The organism is Yoonia sp. SS1-5 (assembly GCF_038443705.2).
Classification (GTDB): Bacteria; Pseudomonadota; Alphaproteobacteria; order Rhodobacterales; family Rhodobacteraceae; genus Yoonia; species Yoonia rhodophyticola.
This window is the reverse complement of record NZ_CP151767.2, coordinates 1,663,141-1,682,657: the sequence shown is the minus strand read 5'-3', so window position 1 is coordinate 1,682,657 and position 19,517 is coordinate 1,663,141. Positions and strand designations below refer to the sequence as shown.

At 58.8% G+C, this 19,517-nt stretch carries 17 protein-coding genes; 14 read left to right on the top strand and 3 right to left on the bottom strand.

What is annotated here, in order from left to right:
* The first annotated feature begins 6 nt into the window (after positions 1-6).
* From AABB31_RS09960 to AABB31_RS09900, 13 genes are all read left to right on the top strand, one after another.
* Positions 7-612, top strand: a complete 606-nt coding sequence (locus AABB31_RS09960; RefSeq protein WP_373635800.1) for an ANTAR domain-containing response regulator — start codon at positions 7-9, stop codon at positions 610-612.
* Complete coding sequence (locus AABB31_RS09955; RefSeq protein WP_342078301.1) at positions 609-1,763, top strand: CmpA/NrtA family ABC transporter substrate-binding protein; 1,155 nt, start codon at positions 609-611, stop codon at positions 1,761-1,763. The genes AABB31_RS09960 and AABB31_RS09955 overlap by 4 nt, the downstream gene beginning before the upstream one ends.
* Complete coding sequence (locus AABB31_RS09950) at positions 1,747-2,010, top strand: hypothetical protein (protein WP_342078302.1); 264 nt, start codon at positions 1,747-1,749, stop codon at positions 2,008-2,010. The genes AABB31_RS09955 and AABB31_RS09950 overlap by 17 nt, the downstream gene beginning before the upstream one ends.
* Positions 2,007-3,377 carry a CmpA/NrtA family ABC transporter substrate-binding protein gene (locus AABB31_RS09945; protein WP_373635700.1) on the top strand — a complete coding sequence of 457 codons (1,371 nt, stop codon included), beginning with the start codon at positions 2,007-2,009 and terminating at the stop codon, positions 3,375-3,377. Before AABB31_RS09950 ends, AABB31_RS09945 begins: the two co-directional genes overlap by 4 nt.
* Positions 3,378-3,458: 81 nt before the next feature.
* Positions 3,459-4,529: an ABC transporter permease gene (locus AABB31_RS09940; protein WP_373635699.1), complete on the top strand. Its 1,071-nt coding sequence runs from the start codon at positions 3,459-3,461 to the stop codon at positions 4,527-4,529.
* Positions 4,530-4,534: 5 nt separating this feature from the next.
* Positions 4,535-6,211, top strand: a complete 1,677-nt coding sequence (locus AABB31_RS09935; protein ID WP_342078303.1) for an ABC transporter ATP-binding protein — start codon at positions 4,535-4,537, stop codon at positions 6,209-6,211.
* 5 nt (positions 6,212-6,216) lie between these two features.
* Positions 6,217-8,646 carry a nitrite reductase large subunit NirB gene (gene nirB, locus AABB31_RS09930; RefSeq protein ID WP_342078304.1) on the top strand — a complete coding sequence of 810 codons (2,430 nt, stop codon included), beginning with the start codon at positions 6,217-6,219 and terminating at the stop codon, positions 8,644-8,646.
* Positions 8,643-8,978 carry a nitrite reductase small subunit NirD gene (gene nirD, locus AABB31_RS09925; RefSeq protein ID WP_373635698.1) on the top strand — a complete coding sequence of 112 codons (336 nt, stop codon included), beginning with the start codon at positions 8,643-8,645 and terminating at the stop codon, positions 8,976-8,978. Before nirB ends, nirD begins: the two co-directional genes overlap by 4 nt.
* Positions 8,975-11,542: a molybdopterin-dependent oxidoreductase gene (locus AABB31_RS09920; protein ID WP_373635697.1), complete on the top strand. Its 2,568-nt coding sequence runs from the start codon at positions 8,975-8,977 to the stop codon at positions 11,540-11,542. Before nirD ends, AABB31_RS09920 begins: the two co-directional genes overlap by 4 nt.
* A complete protein-coding gene (locus AABB31_RS09915) occupies positions 11,539-12,495 on the top strand; it encodes a glycosyl transferase family protein (protein WP_342078305.1) in 957 nt (318 codons plus the stop codon). The genes AABB31_RS09920 and AABB31_RS09915 overlap by 4 nt, the downstream gene beginning before the upstream one ends.
* Positions 12,492-13,901, top strand: coding sequence for a siroheme synthase CysG (gene cysG, locus AABB31_RS09910; RefSeq protein ID WP_342078306.1), 1,410 nt, complete (start codon positions 12,492-12,494; stop codon positions 13,899-13,901). Before AABB31_RS09915 ends, cysG begins: the two co-directional genes overlap by 4 nt.
* A gap of 354 nt (positions 13,902-14,255) precedes the next feature.
* The gene (locus tag AABB31_RS09905) at positions 14,256-15,950 is read left to right on the top strand and encodes a substrate-binding domain-containing protein (protein WP_342078307.1); all 1,695 of its coding nucleotides are present in this window, start codon (positions 14,256-14,258) and stop codon (positions 15,948-15,950) included.
* Between the two features lie 151 nt (positions 15,951-16,101).
* Complete coding sequence (locus AABB31_RS09900) at positions 16,102-16,707, top strand: outer membrane lipoprotein carrier protein LolA (RefSeq protein ID WP_342078308.1); 606 nt, start codon at positions 16,102-16,104, stop codon at positions 16,705-16,707.
* A 102-nt stretch (positions 16,708-16,809) separates the two neighbouring features.
* Here the strand turns inward: AABB31_RS09900 and AABB31_RS09895 are convergent, their stop codons facing one another.
* Together AABB31_RS09895 and AABB31_RS09890 are read right to left on the bottom strand one after the other, a co-directional pair.
* Positions 16,810-17,400, bottom strand: a complete 591-nt coding sequence (locus AABB31_RS09895) for a transglycosylase SLT domain-containing protein (protein WP_342078309.1) — start codon at positions 17,398-17,400, stop codon at positions 16,810-16,812.
* 75 nt (positions 17,401-17,475) lie between these two features.
* A complete protein-coding gene (locus tag AABB31_RS09890; RefSeq protein WP_342078310.1) occupies positions 17,476-18,357 on the bottom strand; it encodes an AEC family transporter in 882 nt (293 codons plus the stop codon).
* A gap of 82 nt (positions 18,358-18,439) precedes the next feature.
* On the opposite strand from AABB31_RS09890, the gene hspQ reads away from it, so the two are divergent.
* Entirely contained in the window at positions 18,440-18,766 is a 327-nt protein-coding gene (gene hspQ, locus AABB31_RS09885) for a heat shock protein HspQ (RefSeq protein ID WP_342078311.1), read from the top strand.
* 416 nt (positions 18,767-19,182) lie between these two features.
* Here hspQ and AABB31_RS09880 read toward each other — a convergent pair whose 3' ends face one another.
* Positions 19,183-19,410: a GFA family protein gene (locus AABB31_RS09880; RefSeq protein ID WP_373635799.1), complete on the bottom strand. Its 228-nt coding sequence runs from the start codon at positions 19,408-19,410 to the stop codon at positions 19,183-19,185.
* Between the last annotated feature and the right edge of the window lie 107 nt (positions 19,411-19,517).

Below are 19,517 nucleotides of genomic sequence, written 5' to 3'. Positions count from 1 at the left end.
GCCCGCATGCAGGCTCAGAACGGCGCGGTGAATAGCCGGATCAAAATTGTCGTTGTCGAGCCTGACCGGACCCGCGCGGTCGAGATTATTGACGCGCTGCATGAAGGCGGCTGGTCTGATGTCACCGTCCTTGCCGAAACGACGGCACTGGCCCGGCGGCTGACCGAGATCGACCCCGATCTGGTATTGATTGATCTGGCGCATCCAAGCCGGGATACGCTTGAGCAGCTTAGCGTCGCCTCTGATGCGCGCGGCCGTCCGGTGGCCATGTTTGTTGACCGGTCTGATGACGAAATGACCAAAGCGGCTATTGCCGCCGGGCTCAGCGCCTATGTGGTCGGCGGATTGCAAAAGGCGCGCATCAAGCCGGTGCTTGAGACCGCGATTGCCCGGTTCCAGATGATGAGTCAGATGCGCTCGGAACTGGATGCTGCCAAGCAGGCGCTGGAGGATCGCAAAACGCTGGACCGGGCCAAGGGCATCATGATGCGGGCCAAAGGGATCAGCGAGGATGAGGCCTATCAGCTTTTGCGAAAAACGGCGATGGATCAGGGCCGCAAGGTCATTGATGTCGCACAGGCGCTGGTGACCGCGTCGGAGCTTTTGGGATGACACGCGACCATATCAATTGCGGTTATGTGCCGCTTGTTGACAGTGCGCCGCTGATCATCGCCCGCGAATTGCGGTTTGCCGAGGATGAGGGGATCAGGCTTAACCTGTTGCGCCAGCCATCCTGGTCGGCGCTGCGGGATCTGCTTGCGCTTGGGCATCTGGATGTCGCGCATATGCTGTCGCCGATGCCGGTCGCGATGTCATTGGGGCTGGGCGGGTTGGCGGCCCCGATTGATGCGCTGATGGTGCTGTCGGTCAACGGCAACATTGTCGGGGTGTCGAATGCCTTGGCCGACGGGATGCGGGCGCAAGGATGGGACGGTGCCTTTCAAGACCCGCGCGGGACCGCCTCTGCCCTGTTAAAGGCAGCCGACGCCCCGTTGCGGGTGGGCATACCTTTCCCATTTTCGATGCACCGGCTGTTGTTTGAATATTGGATGCGGGCCGACCCGGCATATACGCCCGGTTGCTACGAGATCATTACAACGCCGCCGCCCCTGATGGCCGAGACCATGGCCGCGGGCGAGCTGGATGTATTTTGCGTGGGTGAGCCATGGGGGTCGATGGCGGTTGCCGGCGAGGTGGGCGAGCTGATCCTGCCCATGTGTGCCATCTGGGAATTTGCCCCCGAAAAGGTGCTGGGCGCGCGCCGGGACTGGGTCACCAATAACCCGCAGACATGTGGTGCGGTCATGCGCGCCGTTTATCGGGCCGCAAAATGGCTGGACCGTCCCGACAACCACGCCCTGGCGACGGAAATCCTTGCACGAAGCGAGCATCTGGACCTCCCCGGTCATGTCATTGATCACGCGATCCGGGGGCAGATCGTGACACGTCTGGGTGCCGCGCCGGTGCAGACACCGCATTTCCTGCGGTTTCATGCAGGTGCCGCGAATTTTCCGTGGCGCAGTCAGGCTGCGTGGATCGGGACGCAATTGGGCGCGGCAGCGGCCCAGAGCACTGGCAGCTTTCGCAGCGATCTTTTTCGGACATATCTGGGGCCGTCAGGTGTGGATATGCCCGGTGCGTCGGCCAAATTGGAAGGGGCGATGCGGTATCCAACGGCAGTCGCATCGACCAAGGGACATATGATTCTGGGCCCTGATGCGTTTTTCAATGGCGCGACTTTCGACTTTGACACGCCTGAGTGATCAAAAAATAGGCAAAATGCTGCATCGCAGCGGTGTTTTTGCAATCGCAGCAACGAAAGGGATGGTCCGCCAAAAATCCTGTGGCAACTTAGGTCCAAGCGGGGCGATGATGCCTCTCTCTCATGTCTTCGATGTCGAAGATACGCAAAGAGCAAAGCTGCTCGACCGGATCATGCCCTCCCTCCCGCATGGTTTAGTCGAGCAGCTTTTTTTGTTTTCCGAACCGACGCAAAGGAACAAGAAATGACCAAGACACTGCATTGGGCGCTTGCGACCACTTTCCTGATGGGCGCGCCTGCCATGGCCCAGACACTTGATCTGGAAAAAGAGGATCTGACATTCGGCTTCATTAAGCTGACCGATATGGCGCCGCTCGCCGTTGCGTATGAGAACGGGTATTTTGAAGATGAGGGGCTGTTTGTCACGCTTGAGGCGCAGGCCAACTGGAAGGTGCTTTTGGATGGTGTGATCGGTGGTCAGCTGGATGGCGCGCATATGTTGGCGGGTCAGCCGCTTGCGGCCACAATCGGCTACGGCACTGAGGCGCATATCATTACCCCGTTCTCAATGGATTTGAACGGTAACGGCATCACGGTGTCGAACGAAATCTGGGATCAGATGAAGCCGAACGTTCCCCTGATGGATGACGGACGCCCGCAACACCCGATCAGCGCAAGCGCGCTGGCGCCTGTGGTCGAGGATTACAATGACCGGGGCGAGCCCTTTAACATGGGCATGGTTTTCCCTGTATCCACCCACAATTACGAAATCCGCTATTGGCTGGCAGCAGGCGGGCTGGAGCCGGGTTATTATTCTCCACAGGATATCTCGGGCCAGATCGGGGCTGATGTTCTGCTATCTGTCACCCCCCCACCACAAATGCCTGCCACGATGGAGGCTGGCACGATCTACGGCTATGCCGTGGGCGAGCCATGGAACCAGCAGGCCGTGTTCAAGGGCATCGGCGTGCCGGTCATCACGGATTACGACATGTGGAAGAATAACCCCGAGAAAGTCTTCGGGATCACCAAGGAATTTGCCGAAGAGAACCCCAACACCACCATTGCCCTGACAAAGGCCTTGATCCGGGCGGCCATCTGGCTGGATGAAAATGACAACGCCAATCGTCCTGAGGCCGTCGAGATCCTGGCCCGCTCGGAATATGTCGGTGCCGATTATGATGTCATTGCAAATTCGATGACCGGCTTTTTCGAATTTGAGAAGGGCGATGTGCGTCCGGCGCCGGACTTTAACGTATTCTTTCGGTACAACGCCACATATCCGTTCTATTCCGATGCGATCTGGTATCTGACGCAGATGCGTCGTTGGGGCCAAATCCCCGAGGCCAAGTCCGATGAGTGGTTTTTCGAGACTGCGCGGGATGTCTATCGTCCGGACATCTATCTTGAAGCAGCGCGGATGCTGGTTGACGAGGGGTTCGCGAACGAGGCCGATTTTCCCTGGGATAGCGACGGGTTCAAGGCGCCGACACCAGCGGCCGATATCATTGACGGCATCCCCTATGACGGACGTCAGCCAAATGCATATCTCGACAGTCTGCCAATTGGCCTGAAGGGATCGCAGACAATCGTAGGAAGCGAAATCCAAGGCTAGATGGATCAAGATCCATCCTACGGCGTCGCGACATCGTAGGATGGGTTTCAACCCATCCCCGTTGAAAATCAGGAGCTTGCGATGACCGCCATCGACCCCGACACCCTCGATACCGAAGCCCGCCGGGCGCGCCGTTTCACCCGGATCAACAAGGCTGATGCCTGGTTTCAGGTGCTTGGCCTGGCGTGGCTGACGCCAATTCTCAAGGCTATTGCGGGAGACAACCCCAAGGCGCAGGCGGCTGAAATCTGGCGGCTTCTTGGTATCCCGCTTTTTGCCATTGGCCTTTTCCTGATCGCCTGGGGGACCCTTGCGCCCAAGGTCCAGACCTCGTTGGGGGCGATCCCCGGCCCCTTGCAGGTTTGGGAACAGGTTGGAACCCTGCACGCTGATGCGCAGCGCGAAGCCGACAAAGAGGCATCATTCTACGACCGTCAGGAGACCCGCAATGCCGAACACATCGCCAATGGCGAACCGGACAAGGTGCGCGACCGGGTCTATACCGGCAAACCGACCTATTACGACCAAATCTGGACCAGCATCAAAACCGTCTTCTTTGGTTTCCTGATCGCCTCTATTGTTGCCATCCCGCTTGGCATCATGGCGGGGCTCAGCGCAACTGCCAATGCCGCCTTGAACCCGCTGATCCAGATCTTCAAGCCTGTGTCCCCTCTGGCATGGCTGCCCATTGTGACCATGATCGTCTCGGCGACCTACGCCAATGACGGGTTCTTCGCCAAATCCTTCCTTGTATCCGCGATCACGGTGACGCTGTGTTCGCTATGGCCGACGTTGATCAACACGGCCCTTGGCGTCGCAAGTATCGACAAGGACTTGGTCAATGTCTCCAAAGTCCTGAAAATGAACACCTACACCAAGATCACAAAGCTGGTCTTGCCATCTGCATTGCCGTTGATCTTCACGGGCTTACGCCTGTCGCTGGGCGTCGGCTGGATGGTCTTGATCGCCGCCGAAATGCTGGCACAGAACCCCGGCTTGGGCAAATTCGTCTGGGATGAGTTTCAGAATGGATCCTCCCAATCGCTGGCCCGGATCATGGTCGCGGTGCTGACCATCGGCATCATCGGGTTCATGCTGGATCGGATCATGTTCACGCTCCAATCCCTTTTCACCTTCACGAATAACCGGTGAGCGGCATGAGCATCCTGAAACTTGAAAATGTCTCAAAAAGCTTTGGTGAGGGGATCCATGCCACCGCTGTCCTCAAGGATATCGACCTTGAAGTCGCGGAAGGGGAGTTCCTTGTCCTTCTGGGTTTTTCCGGCACCGGAAAGACGACCCTGATCAACATGCTGGCCGGTCTGGACCATCCGACCACGGGCAGGGCGACGTTCAAGGGCGCCCCCATCATGGGGCCGGGGCCAGAGCGCGGGGTGATTTTCCAAAGTTATTCTTTGATGCCGTGGCTGACGGTTAGCGGCAATGTCGGGCTGGCGGTGGATACGGTATTCCCGAAGCTGACCAAGGCAGAACGGGCCGAGAAGGTCGCGCATTACGTCAAGATGGTGGGTCTCAGCCATGCGGCCACCCGGCGCCCGGCCGAGCTGTCAGGTGGAATGCGCCAACGCGTCAATGTGGCCCGTGCCCTTGCCATGAACCCGCAAGTGCTGTTGCTGGATGAGCCGCTATCCGCCCTTGACGCGCTGACCCGCGCCAATCTGGCCGATGAGATTGAACATATCTGGGAAGCGGACAAGAAGACCTGCGTCCTGATTACCAATGACGTAGACGAGGCCATCATCCTTGCGGATCGGATCATCGCGTTGAACCCCGACGGGACGTTGGGCGAAGAATTCAAGGTCAGCATCCCCCGTCCGCGCGATCGGATCGCGATGAACCACGATGAGACCTTTAAACGTCTGCGCGCCGATGTAACCCGCTATCTGATGGATGTGGGGATCGAAGCCAAGGTTGAAGGCACACGGCAACTGCCCGATGTGACCCCGATCCATGGGGTGCCTGCAGCCGTCGCCAAATCGCAGGAAGGGATGATCGAAAACCGCTTTCTGGATTTCTCTCAACTCGACAAGGTTTATCCAACTCCGAAAGGCCCGCTGACGGTTGTCGAAAATTTCGACCTCAAGGTCAACAAGGGCGAGTTTATCAGCCTGATCGGCCATTCCGGTTGCGGCAAATCAACCGTGCTGACCATGGCCGCAGGCCTGAACGAAATCAGCAAGGGGGCGATCAAGCTGGATGGGCGTCACGTCGAAGGCGCCGACCCGGAACGTGCTGTCGTGTTTCAGTCGCCCAACCTGTTTCCATGGCTGACGGCAAAGGAAAACGTGGCCATCGGTGTTGACAAGGTCTACCCGCGGGCCAGCCTGGCCGAACGGCAGGATGTTGTTGAATACTACCTCGAACGGGTTGGCCTTGCTGACAGCATGAACAAGGGTGCTGCGGACCTGTCCAACGGTATGAAACAGCGCGTTGGCATCGCCCGCGCCTTTGCGCTGTCGCCCAAATTGCTGCTGCTGGATGAGCCTTTTGGCATGCTCGACAGTCTGACCCGCTGGGAGCTGCAGGAAGTCCTGATGGAGGTCTGGTCACGCACCAAGGTGACCGCGATTTGCGTGACCCATGATGTGGATGAAGCGATCTTGCTTGCTGATCGCGTCGTGATGATGACCAACGGCCCCCAGGCAACCATCGGCAAGATCACCAATGTCGACCTGCCACGGCCACGGACCCGCAAGGCCCTGCTGGAGCATCCTGATTACTACGCATACCGGCAGGAAGTGCTCGATTTCCTGGAGGAATACGAACATGGCGCGACACCCAAGCCAAAACCCACAGCAATAGCCGCGGAGTGAATGCAATGACCCAGAAACTGATCGTCATTGGGGCAGGGATGGCCACGGGGCGGGCGCTGGAACATCTGTTCGAGGCGGATGCCGATTATGACGTCACCCTGTTCAACGCCGAACCGCGCGGCAATTACAACCGGATCATGCTGTCCCCCGTCTTGGCCGGTGACAAGACATATCAAGAGATCATCACCCATGACGCTGAATGGTATGACGCAAACGGCGTGACCTGCCGCTTTGGCGAGCGGATTGCCAAGATTGATCCCGTGGCCAAAACGGTCACGGCCGAAAATGGCGACGTGCTGTCTTATGACAAATTGCTGTTTGGTACCGGGTCAAACCCGTTCATGATCCCCCTGCCGGGGCATGATCTGGAAGGGGTGATCGCCTATCGCGATCTGGAAGACACCCAGCAGATGATGGCGCTTGGCCCTGACAACAAGGTTGTTGTCATCGGTGGCGGCCTGCTGGGGTTGGAAGCAGCGGCAGGCATGGCCGCCCGCGGTGTTGATGTCACTGTCGTGCATATCATGGGCCATTTGATGGAACGCCAGCTGGACGAGGCGGCCGGATATCTGCTGCGCAAGGCGTTGATCGACAAGGGCATCACAGTCAGATGTCAGGCCAATTCCAAGGAAATTCTGGGCGAAAACGGGCAGGTCAAGGCACTGCTTTTGGATGACGGCACTGAACTGCCCTGTGATTTGCTGGTGATGGCTGTGGGCATTCGCCCGAATGTAAAACTCGCGCAGGATTGTGGGCTTGCCGTGGGCAAGGGCATTCATGTGGACGATCAGATGGTCACCTCTGATCCCGATATTCTGGCCGTCGGCGAATGTGTTGAACATGATCGCGCGATCTTTGGCCTTGTTGCCCCGCTCTATGATCAGGCCACGGTGGCGGCAAAGACGCTGATGCAGCAAGAGGCGACATTTGTTCAAAAGGAATTGTCGACCAAGCTGAAAGTCACCGGCTGTGATCTGTTCAGTGCGGGTGATTTTGCGGATGCCGAGGGGCGCGAGGATATCGTCTTTCGCGATCCTGCCCGTGGGGTCTATCGCCGTCTGGTGATCGAAAAGGACGTTGTTATCGGGGCTGTCATGTATGGCGACACGGCTGACAGCAACTGGTTCTTTGGCCTGATCCGCGACAAGACCGATATCTCGGAAATGCGCGATACGTTGATCTTTGGTCCGGCCTATCAGGGGGGCACCCCCATGGACCCGTTAGCAGCCGTTGCAGCCTTACCGCGTGATGCGGAAATCTGCGGCTGCAACGGCATTTGTAAAGGTCAGATTGAAGACGCGATTGCCGATGGCGCAACTGATCTGGGTGCGGTTCGGGCAGTCACCAAGGCGTCTGGATCTTGCGGGACCTGCACAGGGCTGGTTGAACAGGTTCTGGCGGTAACCTTGGGTGATGATTTTGTTATTCCGGCGGCGCAGTCGATTTGTGGTTGCACGGATATGACCCATGAAGACGTCCGCCGCTTGATCAAATCGCGCGCGCTGAAATCCATGCCTGCCGTCTGGCAGGAATGCGGATGGAAGACATCCTGCGGGTGCCATGTCTGCCGGCCTGCCCTGAATTTCTATCTGCTTGCGGATTGGCCGCTGGAATATGCCGATGATCCCCAGTCGCGGTTCATCAATGAACGCAAGCACGCCAATATCCAGAAGGACGGCACCTTTAGCGTCGTACCGCGCATGTGGGGTGGCATAACAACCCCCGATGAGCTGCGCGCGATTGCGGATGCGGCCGATAAATACATGGTCCCGACCGTGAAGGTGACCGGTGGCCAGCGTATTGATCTGTTGGGGGTAAAGGGCGAGGACCTGCCGAACATCTGGAAGGATCTGAACGATGCGGGCATGGTGTCTGGCTATGCCTATTCCAAGGGGTTGCGCACGGTTAAAACATGCGTCGGCACCGATCATTGCCGGTTTGGCACACAGGACAGTACGGGCCTTGGCATCAAGCTGGAAAAGACCCTGCACGGGTCATGGACGCCGCATAAGCTGAAGCTGGGGGTGTCGGGTTGCCCCCGCAACTGCGCCGAGGCCACCTGCAAGGATATCGGCGTTGTCTGTGTCGATAGCGGCTATCAGATCAGCATTGGTGGTGCCGCTGGCATGGATGTGAAGGAAACCGAATTCCTGATCCAGGTCGCGACCGAGGATGAATCCATCGACGTGATCAAGGCCGTCACGCAGGCCTACCGCGAAAACGCCAAATATCTGGACCGCATCTATAAATGGATCGGCAAGGTCGGGCTGGAATGGGTCAAGGAACAGATCGAAGACCTGACCATCCGTCAGGCGTTGGTGGACCGGTTCGAGCTGTCGCAAAGCGTCTACCGCGTTGATCCATGGGCCGAACATGTCCGCAAGGCAGAGACCTATCAACCGATTGCAAACCTGACATTGGAGGCCGCGGAATGACCGACTGGATTGATGTCGCCGCCTTGGACGATATTGCCCCCCGGGGTGCGCGCCTGGTCAAGACGCGGATGGGATGTGTGGCCCTGTTCCGCACCGCGGATGATGCGGTCTTTGCGCTGGACAATGCCTGCCCGCACAAACAAGGGCCGCTGGCCGAAGGCATCGTGCACGGCAAGGCTGTGACCTGTCCGCTGCACAACTGGGTCATCTCGTTAGAGACCGGGTTGGTGCAGGGCAATGATGAAGGGCAGGTTGCGACCTATCCGGCCCGGGTTGCTGATGGGCGCGTGTTGTTGGATGCCGGTTTCATTCGGGCGCGGTCTGCGGCGTGAAACAGGTCCGCACAACTTGTCCCTATTGCGGTGTCGGGTGCGGTATTCTTGCGTCGCCCGACGGCCGCATTGAGGGGGACCCGGATCATCCAGCCAATTTCGGCAGGTTGTGTTCCAAGGGGTCGGCGCTCGGCGAGACCCTGGATATCCAGGGTCGTCTTCTCGCGCCGCAGATCGGCGGACGCCGTGCCGATTGGACCGCTGCACTGGATCTGGTCGCAGACAGGTTCACAGCCGCGATCAGCCAACATGGCCCGGACAGTGTGGCCATCTACGGGTCCGGTCAGTTGCTGACCGAGGACTATTATGTCGCCAACAAGCTGATGAAGGGCTATATCGGGTCCGCAAATATCGACACCAATTCAAGGCTTTGCATGGCTTCAACCGTGGCCGGGCACAAGCGCGCCTTTGGCACGGATACGGTGCCCGGCACATATGAAGACCTGGATGAGGCTGATCTGATCGTCCTTGTCGGATCGAACCTGGCCTGGTGTCACCCTGTTCTTTATCAGCGGATCGCTGCGGCCAAGGCAGCCAGACCCGCCCTGCGCGTGGTCAATATCGACCCCAGGATGACAGCCACATCGGCGCTTGCCGACCTGCATTTGCAGATCAAGGCCGATAGCGACGTGGCCCTGTTTAACGGGCTGCTCGCGCATCTGGTTGATACGCAGGCGATTGATCTGGATTACCTCAACAACCATGTCGTCGTATGTCGCGATGCCGTCGCTGCCGCCCGCCAAAGTGACCCGCGCGATACCGGGCTGACGCCGCAGACCCTGCAGCAGTTTTACCAGCTGTGGGCCGGCACCCCACGCGTTGTGACTGTCTATTCCCAAGGCGTCAACCAGTCCACATCCGGCACCGATAAGGTCAATGCAATTATCAATTGCCATCTGGCAACCGGTCGGATCGGCCAACCCGGGATGGGCCCGTTTTCCGTCACCGGCCAACCCAATGCCATGGGCGGACGCGAGGTGGGCGGTCTTGCCAATATGCTCGCCGCCCATCTTGATATTGAGGATGCCGATCACCGTGCCGCATTGCAGGCGGCATGGCAGAGCCCTGCAATGTGCACCAAGCCGGGCTTGAAAGCAGTCGATCTATTCAAGGCCTGTGCAGACGGGCGCATCAAGGCGCTGTGGATCATGTCAACCAATCCCGCCGTCAGTATGCCGGACGCGCCCGCAGTTGCCGATGCGATCAGAAACGTCCCGTTTACTGTCCTCAGCGACATGATGGCCCGCACCGATACGGGCGATTGCGTTGATGTGTTGCTTCCGGCCGCAGGGTGGGGCGAAAAAAGCGGTACGGTGACCAATTCCGAACGTCGCGTGTCGCGTCAGCGCGCCTTTCTCCCCATCCCGGGCGAGGCCCGCCCTGACTGGCAGATCATTTGCGATGTCGCCGGGCGCATGGGTTTTGATGGCTTTGATTTTGCGGGGCCTGCGGACATTTTCCGCGAATATGCAGCCCTGACCAGGCTGAGCAGGCAATTTGGCAAGGATCTGGATCTGACCCCGTTGGCAAACGCGGATTATGACGCGTTGCCGCCAACCCAGTGGCCTGTCGGTCAATCACCGCGCTTCTTCGCAGATGGCAGGTTTTTTCACGCTGACGGCAAGGCCCGAATGATTGCGTTGAAAACGCCCGCGCTGACGACGCCTACTTTCCGGCTGAACACGGGCCGTATCCGGGATCAGTGGCACACGATGACCCGTACCGGCAAATCAGCCACCCTCGGCGCGCATTTGGCAGAACCTTATGCCGAGATACACCCATCAGACGCGACGGTATTGGGTGTTGCACCTGCGGACTTGTTGGCGCTGGGCGATGGGCAGATTTTCCGCGTGCTGATCAGCGACAGGGTTGCGCCCGGCACACTCTTTGCCCCAATGCATTGGACACGGCAAACCGCCACATCGGGTCTTGTGAATAGTATTCCCGCAATCGGGGTTGATCCTGTCTCGGGCCAACCGGCATTAAAGGGCGCTCAGGTGACCGCCACCCGGTTTGACGCAGGCTGGTATGGGTTTGCTGTGAGTGCGGCGCAGATGGCACCGACCCGTCCCTATCACGCAATTGCCCGCACCCGTACCGGATGGCAGGCGGAATGCGCCGGGTACAAACTGCCCATGGATTGGGAGGCCGAGGCGCGCACAATCACCGCCATATCGCATGGCGATGCCGCCACGTTGCATGATCCCGCGACCGGCCAGACCCGGGTTGCGATCATCGTCGATGGCCGCATTTCGGCGCTGTTTTTTGCGGCAACTGATCCTGTGGTCGTCAACCGGCAGCATGCGGCCTCGCTGATCGGATCTGCGGTAGGGGGGCTGGCTGCCTTGGCAGGACGGACAGCAGCGGACAAACCTGACCCCGGTGCGACGGTCTGCGCCTGTTTCAATGTAGGGGTGAACACTTTGCGTGCTGCGGCGGCTGCCGGCGCGCAAAGCGTCGAACGCATCGGAGAGGTGACATGCGCGGGGACAAATTGCGGTTCCTGCAAGCCCGAACTGGCAGCCCTGCTTGACCGAATGCAACTGCCGATGGCTGCGGAATGACGGCACTGGCGCCATATGTGCAGATTGTGGCGCGTGGGCCCGGCCGTGGTCGGTCGCTGACACAGGACGAAGCGTTTGATGCCATGCGGATCATGCTGTCAGGGTCCGCCAGCCCTCAGGCTGTCGGCGCGCTGTTGATGGTTTTGCGATATCGCGGCGAAACAGCCGCCGAAATTGCGGGCTTTACGGCTGCGGTCCGATCTTATGCGCAGGTTGCTTGCCCCGCCGAACTGGATTGGCCGTGTTATGCGGCTGGCCGAACCCGTGGCGCGCCCTTGTTTCTGCTTGCAGCCAGACTTGTGGCTGCTGCGGGTTATCGTGTTGTTCTGCATGGCTGGAATTCGCATCAGGGACAGGCCGCAAATGTCCGTAAGGCGCTTGCACAGCTGGATATTCCGGTCGGCCTGAATGCCGGGCCGATCCGCTACTTGCCACTTGAAGACCATGCACCGCAGCTTTTTGCGCTTTTGCAGTTGCGTGATCTGCTTGGGCTGCGGTCCTGCGTCAACACGGTCTGCCGGATGTGGAACCCCAGTGAGGCCCGGGCCACGGTACAGGGTGTTTTTCACCCCTCATATCGCGGCTTGCAGGCCCAGGCTGCGGTTGCGCTGGGCAAGAGCGACCTGAGCGTGATCAAAGGGGGTGGCGGCGAGTTCGAACGGCATCCCGGGAAGGCATTGCAGGTTTACGGCCTGCGACAGGGGCAGCATCAGCAAACAACCGCACCGGCGCTTTTGGATGCAACGCGCAAACTGCATGAACCTGACCGCCCTGTTGATGTCGCCGCACTTTGGTTTGGTGGGCAAGACGACCCGTTCGCGGAACAGACCGTGATTGGGACCGCGGGCCTCGCGCTATGGACTTTGGGGGCGGCGCCATCAATTGCGGCCGCCGATGCCTTGGCCGCGGAACTTTGGCTCAAGCGGTATGATGCGATGAGGATGCGGGCATGAAAACCTTTCCGATGTTTCTGACGATGGCCGGTCGGCACGTGGTGATCGCCGGGGGCGGCGAGCAGGCTGCGCAAAAATGCCGACTGATGCTGAAGACCGAGGCTGAAATCAGGGTTCTGGCACCTGAACTTGACGTTGAATTGGCCGATCTGCACCGGTCGGGACGGATCCTGTGGCAGGCCGCGCCGATAGATACTGACAGTTTTGCAGATGCGGCCTTGTGTTTTATTGCCACCGGTTGTCCCGGGCTTGATGCCTCATTGCACGCATTGGCAAAGGCGGCGGGCGCTGTCGTCAATGTCGTTGATCAACCAGCATTATGTGACGCGATCACGCCCTCCATCGTTGATCGGGACCCCGTGGTTGTTGCAATCGGGACAGAAGGCACAGCGCCTGTTCTGGCCCGTCAGATCAAGACGCGGATGGAAGAACTGCTTGAGCCGCGCCTGGGTGATTTGGCAGCACTTGCTGGTCGGTTGCGCGACCGGGCCGCCGCCCGCCTGCAACCGCGCCAGCGCCGTGATCTGTGGCGCTGGGTGTTTAACGGCCCCGCACGGGCGGCGCATAAACGGGGGGCCGAACGTGACGCGGCCTCAATGATCAAGGAGGCCATCAAGACCGGTGATTTTGGGCAAGCCGTGGTTGCGCCGGTTTCCCTTGTGGGCGCCGGGCCGGGTGCGCGTGACCTGATCACACTGCGCGGCGTACAGCGGCTGCAAGAGGCGGATATCATATTCTACGACAGGTTGGTCGACCCGCAGGTCCTGGAACTTGCCCGCCGGGATGCAGAGCGGGTTTTTGTCGGCAAAACGCCCGGCGCCCACACCTGGCCACAGGACAAGATCAACGCGGTGATTGTCGCAGCCGCGCTGCAAGGCAAACGGGTTGTGCGCCTGAAATGCGGTGATCCGGGTATTTTTGCACGCGGGGCAGAGGAGCTTGCCGCGCTCGAGGATGCCGGCCTCGCCTACGAGATTGTTCCCGGTGTCACGGCCGCAAGCGCTGCTGCGGCGTGTGCCGGGCAGATGTTGACGCACCGACACGCGACCGACACGCTGGTTTTGACCACGGGGCAAAGCGCCGTTGCGGGGCGGGTGCCAGATTGGGTCGGCCACCTGCGGGAAGGGGCCAATATCGCGATCTATATGGGTGTGAATACCGCGCAACAGATTGAAAATGCGGTCATCGCGGCCGGGCTGGGGCGGGTGGTTGAGGTGCATATCGTCAGCCACGCACAGATGCCCACGCAGCAGACCGTGTCCTGTGCGCCGACGCGTCTTGTTGAAACGATCACGACGCATGGGTTGCAAAACCCGGCGATTATTTTTCTGCGCTACCCCTACCAGACGCAAAGCGTTCAGGCAGCAACCGATCCACCACAGCTGCGCGTTGTTGCCCCGGTCTAGACGGAACAGGTACTTTCGTACGTCGAAGACAACGAAACACGATTCTCTGCAGGAAATTCATTGGCGAAACAGCGGGTTGGCCAATCGCGCATGACGCGGCGTCACCTTGGGTGTCGCGGCGGGTAAATGTGTCAATCCTGTGCAATTCACCGCTACGACACCTGGCGTATTTCCGGGTAGGTCATTTATTTTAAAGGAGAAAATTCATTGTTTCGCAACCGGTGACAGTTGTTGAATATCGTGCTAATCATCCAAATTCTGCCCGCATTCAATGTTGTAATGACGCTGAATTGATTGTGGGCGCGACTGGCCTGCAAGACGACCACATCTACGCTACTGGAGCTTTGAGACCGCATGTTGAAGAAAATTGCCACAGCTTTGCTATGCACAGCCGCGCCCGCCGCGTTGCTGGCTGAACCGGTCGATCTGCGTTCAGACGACGGGCTGATCAGCGTTGTTGGCGAGATTCTCGCGTTTGACGGGACGATTTTGACGGTCGAGACATCCGTTGGTCCCGTTGGTGTGCCTGCCGCGGTTGTTTCCTGTTACGGGACCAACTGCCTGACTGCGCTGGCTGATGCCAGCCTTGGCCTCAGCCCTTCAACATTCCAGAATATCTATATTGCCGGGGCCGCGATCGAAATCCTCGACAGTGGTGACGATACGGCAGATACCGATAATTCAAGCGAGGCCACAAATGCCGCCGTCGCAGCCGCAATTGCAAATGAGCCGGCCCCGCAGGCCCCGGGCGAATTGCGCGATGATCAGATGACGATCAGCTTTGAGACGGCCGAGAACGCGGCGCTTTTCAATGCGGTTGCGGCCGGTTTCGCAGTGGCGAGCGACACATCCGGCAGCTTGTCCTTGTCCACCCCGGGCCAGATTGGCCTGTCAAACCCATCGCTGAACCAGACCGCAAGCCTGACAATTGGCGATGAGGGCGGCGATGGCGATATCGAGATTGTCACCGTATCAACCCATGGCCTCTCGACCCCCGAATATTCCGGCCCCGGCGATTGGGCGTTGACCGGCCCGTTGAGCCATCAATTGCTGGCGCTTAAAGCCTTTGCAGTGGTCATGTCCCCGGATGTTGGCCTGCCCGCGATTTCGGTTGACGATCTCGCCGCGATCTACGCGGGCGAAATCACCAATTGGTCGGAACTGGGCGGTCCGGACCTGCGCATATTGCCCCTGCAACTGCCCGCTGATGCGCAACTGCGTCGCGAAATGATCCGTATCGTCATGGAACCGGCAGGCAAGTCGATTGCCGACACTGTGCTGACGATGGCCGATGAGGCCAGCATTGCCACATCTGTCGGACAGTTCCCGGGAAGCGTCAGTATCCTGGCGCTTGAAAACGCGCAGCCAGACGCAACCGTGCCGGTGGCAGGCACATGCGGCGTGCCTGTTGATCCAACAGCCTTCAATATCGTGTCCGGGGACTACCCGCTGATCCGGCCCGTCATGGCCCGATTTGACCGTGCGCCGACGACCGGTCTGATGACCGAATTGTTCGATTTCGCCTCTGACGCTGCCGCGACCGAGCAGGTCACCGCTGCCGGTTTCCTTGATCGGACCGGCGTGTTCGAGGACCAGGACATCAACAATGCCCGCGTCTCAAATATCCTGACGTCTGCGCTGGATGATGCGGCCAAGCCTGCGGCAGGTCAGATGTTCGAGGTGTTGTTTGATGCGGATCGATTGTCGCATACGATGATTGGCGGCGCCGCCTCTGGCCCCGAAGGCGGCTGGAACCGCGCGATGTTCCGCAATCTGGCAGATACCCTGTCCCTGCCAGCCTATGAGGGACGCGAGATCATCTTTGTCGGCCTCGGCACCAGCGAAAACGGTGCGCAAGCTGCAGTAGAGGTATCCAACCGTGCGGCCTTGGAAATGCAGGCCGCGTTTGGTCAGTTTGCGGCGGATGTCATTGCAGACAACAACCTGACATTTTCGGCCTATGGCTTTGGCCCAGTTGCGCAGGTGGCCTGCTATGAAGGGCAGATCACCAGTGAAACAGATACCCGCGTCGAAGTCTGGGTGCGCTAGGGTCAGGACCCTAAATTCCCATAACTCGGACAAAGGCCGTCCTGTTATCGGTAATCACCCGGCGTGATATCGCCTAGCGGGGTCAAAACTGCTGTTGTGTGCCCTATCTAAGCCGTGCAGACACGGCACCGGTAACACATAGGTAGAAGTTATGACCAAACGTATCCTCGCATTGGCGATTGTAGCGCTTATGGCGCTCTGGTCGGGGGCGGCAACGGCGCAGCAGCTAAGCCTCGCGCAGGTTTCGCAATACCTCAACCAGTTGCAGACGGCCCAAGGCGGGTTCACGCAGATCAACGCCGACGGGACCCTTTCAACCGGCACCGTTTATATCAAGCGGCCCGGGCGCATTCGGTTCGAATACAATCCGCCTGACAAGTCGCTGGTGATTGCGCAAGGGGGGCAGCTGGCTGTCTTTGATCCGCGCTCGAACACGGGGCCAGAAAAATTCCCGCTGAACCGGACCCCGCTCAGCATTATTCTTGCAAGCAACGTTGATCTGGGGCGCGCGCGGATGGTGACGGGGCAGACCTCTGATGGAACGACGACGACGATCACGGCCCAGGACCCGGACAATCCGCAATATGGCAACATCCAGATGGTGTTTACCGCCAACCCGGTTGAGCTGCGTCAATGGATCGTTACCGACGATACCGGTACGCAGACGACCGTGATCCTGAACGATCTGATCTCGGGCGGAAGTATTCCGGACACACGGTTCAACATCATCGCCGCGACCCGCGACTGGAACCCCTAAAGCGGCCTGCACAGGCACAAAAAAAGGCGGCCCCGACGGCCGCCTTTTTCATGTCTATAGCGTTTGACGAAATACCTGATACATCGAATATCGCCTAACGCTTTAGCGTTTGCCGCAGGATCGCAGCTGCGTGTCGTAGAGGACGGCGCGCGTCTCGACTTCGCCGGCGATCCGGATCAACCAGCTTTTTGATCGCCAGGTCCCGCGCAGGAACCCGGTGCGCCCGTCGTGATAGGCCAGATACTGATTGCGGGTGTCATTGATCGGCACACCCGTTTCTTCGACGGTTTGCTGCATGTACCAGCCCATGAAATCCGTCGCGGCCCGAATGTCGTCGCGCCGGGCACGGCGGCCACCAACCTCGGCCTGGTATTCCTTCCAGGTGCCGTCCAAGGCCTGCGAGTAACCGAACGCGGATGATTGCCGCCCCACCGGAATGACCCCCAGCGCATATTGGTGCGGGGTCCGGTTATCCGAGATGAATTTGCTTTCCTGGTAGATGATCGCCATCAGCGATGGCACCGGGACACCATATTTGCGCTCAACCGTTTTGAACGCGCGAAGATATTCAGGGCGCTGCGATACGATACTGCAAGCGTCATCCAGATTGCGCGGCGCAGAGCCATAGCCCCCACCTCCGCTGCAACTGCCCAACGCCAGCACCACGATCATCGCGCGAAAGAAACTGCTCATTTGCCTCTCGCTTCTGTTATTTTTTTCTTACGATAGCGGATCAGTGGCGCTGTGTGAACGATAAAGGTGCGCAGATCAGATCACAAAGGCCAGGATCAGCGGTAAAGCGATCACCGACAGCACGGTCGAGACAACGACAAGGCCTGCAACAGGCATGGCGTCAGTGCCGTATTTTTCGGCCAGCAGATAGGACGTCACCGCGACGGGTGTGGCCAATTGAACGATCAGCACGGCCGCCGCCACAGGTTCCAGATCGAAGACACGTGTCGCCGCCCACCCTGCTGCCACGCAGATCAGCACCTTGATCACCGACAGGATAATCGCCTGTCCGATGGCCTTGGTCTGCAGCCGCGCGATGGCCACACCCAAGGTGATCAGCATCATCGGGATCGCCATCTGTCCGATCAGATCCATCGCATTGGTCAGAAATGCGGGCGTCTGCCACCCCTGCCACAGAAACAATGCCCCCAGCAGGGTGGCCGCAACCAGCGGTTCCTTGACAACCCGGACAAGCGATCCGCCGCCCGACACCAGCCAAATCCCGATGGTAAACGACAAGATGGCCATCACGGCGAAGACGACAACCGCATAGCCCAACCCGATTTCCCCAAATGCAAACAGCGCAAGCGGCAGGCCGAGATTGCCGGTATTGCCAAATGACAGGGGCGCCACATAGGTCGCCACATCCAGCCGCAGAAGCCGGACCAGCACCAGACATCCCACCATCACCACCGCATAGGCCCCCAATGACGCAAGCGATATCGCGGCCAGCGCCTCTGGCGCGATCTCGGTGCGGATCAGGGCCACAAAGATCAGACACGGCACTGACAGGGTCATCGCAAGCCGTGTGACGAACTCAACCCGGTACTCAAAACCGAGCTTTACCCAAAAGAAACCGACCGCTGCGAGCAAGAAAACCGGGGCCGTAATGTTCAATACTGTCAGTGCGATGTTCACAAACTGTTTCCGTCTAATTCTAACGGTGAATCTGGACTTTTCGCCCCTTGTGGCCTTATATGAGGCGTGGGGTACATGTTAAATGTTCAAAACGCGTGCGAAATATCATCTCGGTCAAGTGGTCCGCCACCGCAAACACCCTTTTCGGGGTGTGGTCTTTGACGTGGATGCCATGTTTTCGAACACCGACGCATGGTACAATGCGATCCCCGAAGACAGCCGCCCCAAGAAAGATCAGCCGTTCTATCATTTGCTCGCCGAAAATGAGCAGAGCTTTTATGTAGCCTATGTGTCTGAACAAAACCTTGTTGCGGATTATTCCGGCGAACCGGTCGACCACCCCGATCTGGATGATTTGTTTGGTCCGTTCGAAGACGGGCAGTACCCGTTGCAGGTTCAGTTAAACTAAGCTCTTGATGCAGCGGCAAAGCAAAAATGGCACCCGCGCGCAATCCCGGAATGTCTCTCTCACCTTAAACAGAATGAGGAGGTGCGGACAGGGGCTGGGTGGTTATCCGCGCAGGCGCCCTGAAAGAGCTGCGGCCAGCACAAGCTGCGCGTAACTTCACACTGACCGGCGCCCTGAACGCAGGCTATACTGCTGTTTTCGAACTTGGCGGCGTCAGGCTAACGATAGCCGTCCGGGTCATTCGATGCGTGTAGCAATGTGCCCTCGAACGCATCAAGGTCATCCGACATTTGAAGCCAGTGCAACCGACTTTGCTTGTTGACATGGAAGGTTGGCTTAAACGCCTCCGGGTTTTCGAGCGAGGCGGCATAGAGGTGCATTCCACCCGGATAATGGTCAGCTTCAAATCCGGTGGGTCACCCACATGCTCCGCAGAAATGTCGGAAAACGCCTTTGGAGCTTTCAAAGGTATTTGGTTTATCGCCAGTCCATTCAAAATTTTCTATTGGCACACCAAACCATGCCACCACCGGGGCCGCGCAGTTTCGACGGCAATCATCACAGTGGCAATAGCAAGCCCATGTTTGATCCCCGTGGTAGACCCAGCTTGTTCTTTTACACAGACAGTAACCGCGCGTTGCCATGAGATTTTCCTCCAACACAGAGGTAATGGATCTTCGTTTTGCGAGGCGTCGGTTTTTGGACTGTTTGAAAGAAAAAAACGTCATGGGCTCCTGATGTTTCCTGCGCT

Excerpts from the sequence above, each read along its gene's own strand:
- AABB31_RS09960 (WP_373635800.1), top strand. The coding sequence starts at position 7 with ATGCAGGCTCAGAACGGCGCGGTGAATAGCCGGATCAAAATTGTCGTT.
- AABB31_RS09955 (WP_342078301.1), top strand. The coding sequence starts at position 609 with ATGACACGCGACCATATCAATTGCGGTTATGTGCCGCTTGTTGACAGT.
- AABB31_RS09945 (WP_373635700.1), top strand. The coding sequence starts at position 2,007 with ATGACCAAGACACTGCATTGGGCGCTTGCGACCACTTTCCTGATGGGC.
- AABB31_RS09940 (WP_373635699.1), top strand. The coding sequence starts at position 3,459 with ATGACCGCCATCGACCCCGACACCCTCGATACCGAAGCCCGCCGGGCG.
- AABB31_RS09935 (WP_342078303.1), top strand. The coding sequence starts at position 4,535 with ATGAGCATCCTGAAACTTGAAAATGTCTCAAAAAGCTTTGGTGAGGGG.
- nirB (WP_342078304.1), top strand. The coding sequence starts at position 6,217 with ATGACCCAGAAACTGATCGTCATTGGGGCAGGGATGGCCACGGGGCGG.
- nirD (WP_373635698.1), top strand. The coding sequence starts at position 8,643 with ATGACCGACTGGATTGATGTCGCCGCCTTGGACGATATTGCCCCCCGG.
- AABB31_RS09915 (WP_342078305.1), top strand. The coding sequence starts at position 11,539 with ATGACGGCACTGGCGCCATATGTGCAGATTGTGGCGCGTGGGCCCGGC.
- cysG (WP_342078306.1), top strand. The coding sequence starts at position 12,492 with ATGAAAACCTTTCCGATGTTTCTGACGATGGCCGGTCGGCACGTGGTG.
- AABB31_RS09905 (WP_342078307.1), top strand. The coding sequence starts at position 14,256 with ATGTTGAAGAAAATTGCCACAGCTTTGCTATGCACAGCCGCGCCCGCC.
- AABB31_RS09900 (WP_342078308.1), top strand. The coding sequence starts at position 16,102 with ATGACCAAACGTATCCTCGCATTGGCGATTGTAGCGCTTATGGCGCTC.
- AABB31_RS09895 (WP_342078309.1), bottom strand. The coding sequence starts at position 17,400 with ATGAGCAGTTTCTTTCGCGCGATGATCGTGGTGCTGGCGTTGGGCAGT.
- hspQ (WP_342078311.1), top strand. The coding sequence starts at position 18,440 with ATGTTCAAAACGCGTGCGAAATATCATCTCGGTCAAGTGGTCCGCCAC.
- AABB31_RS09880 (WP_373635799.1), bottom strand. The coding sequence starts at position 19,410 with ATGGCAACGCGCGGTTACTGTCTGTGTAAAAGAACAAGCTGGGTCTAC.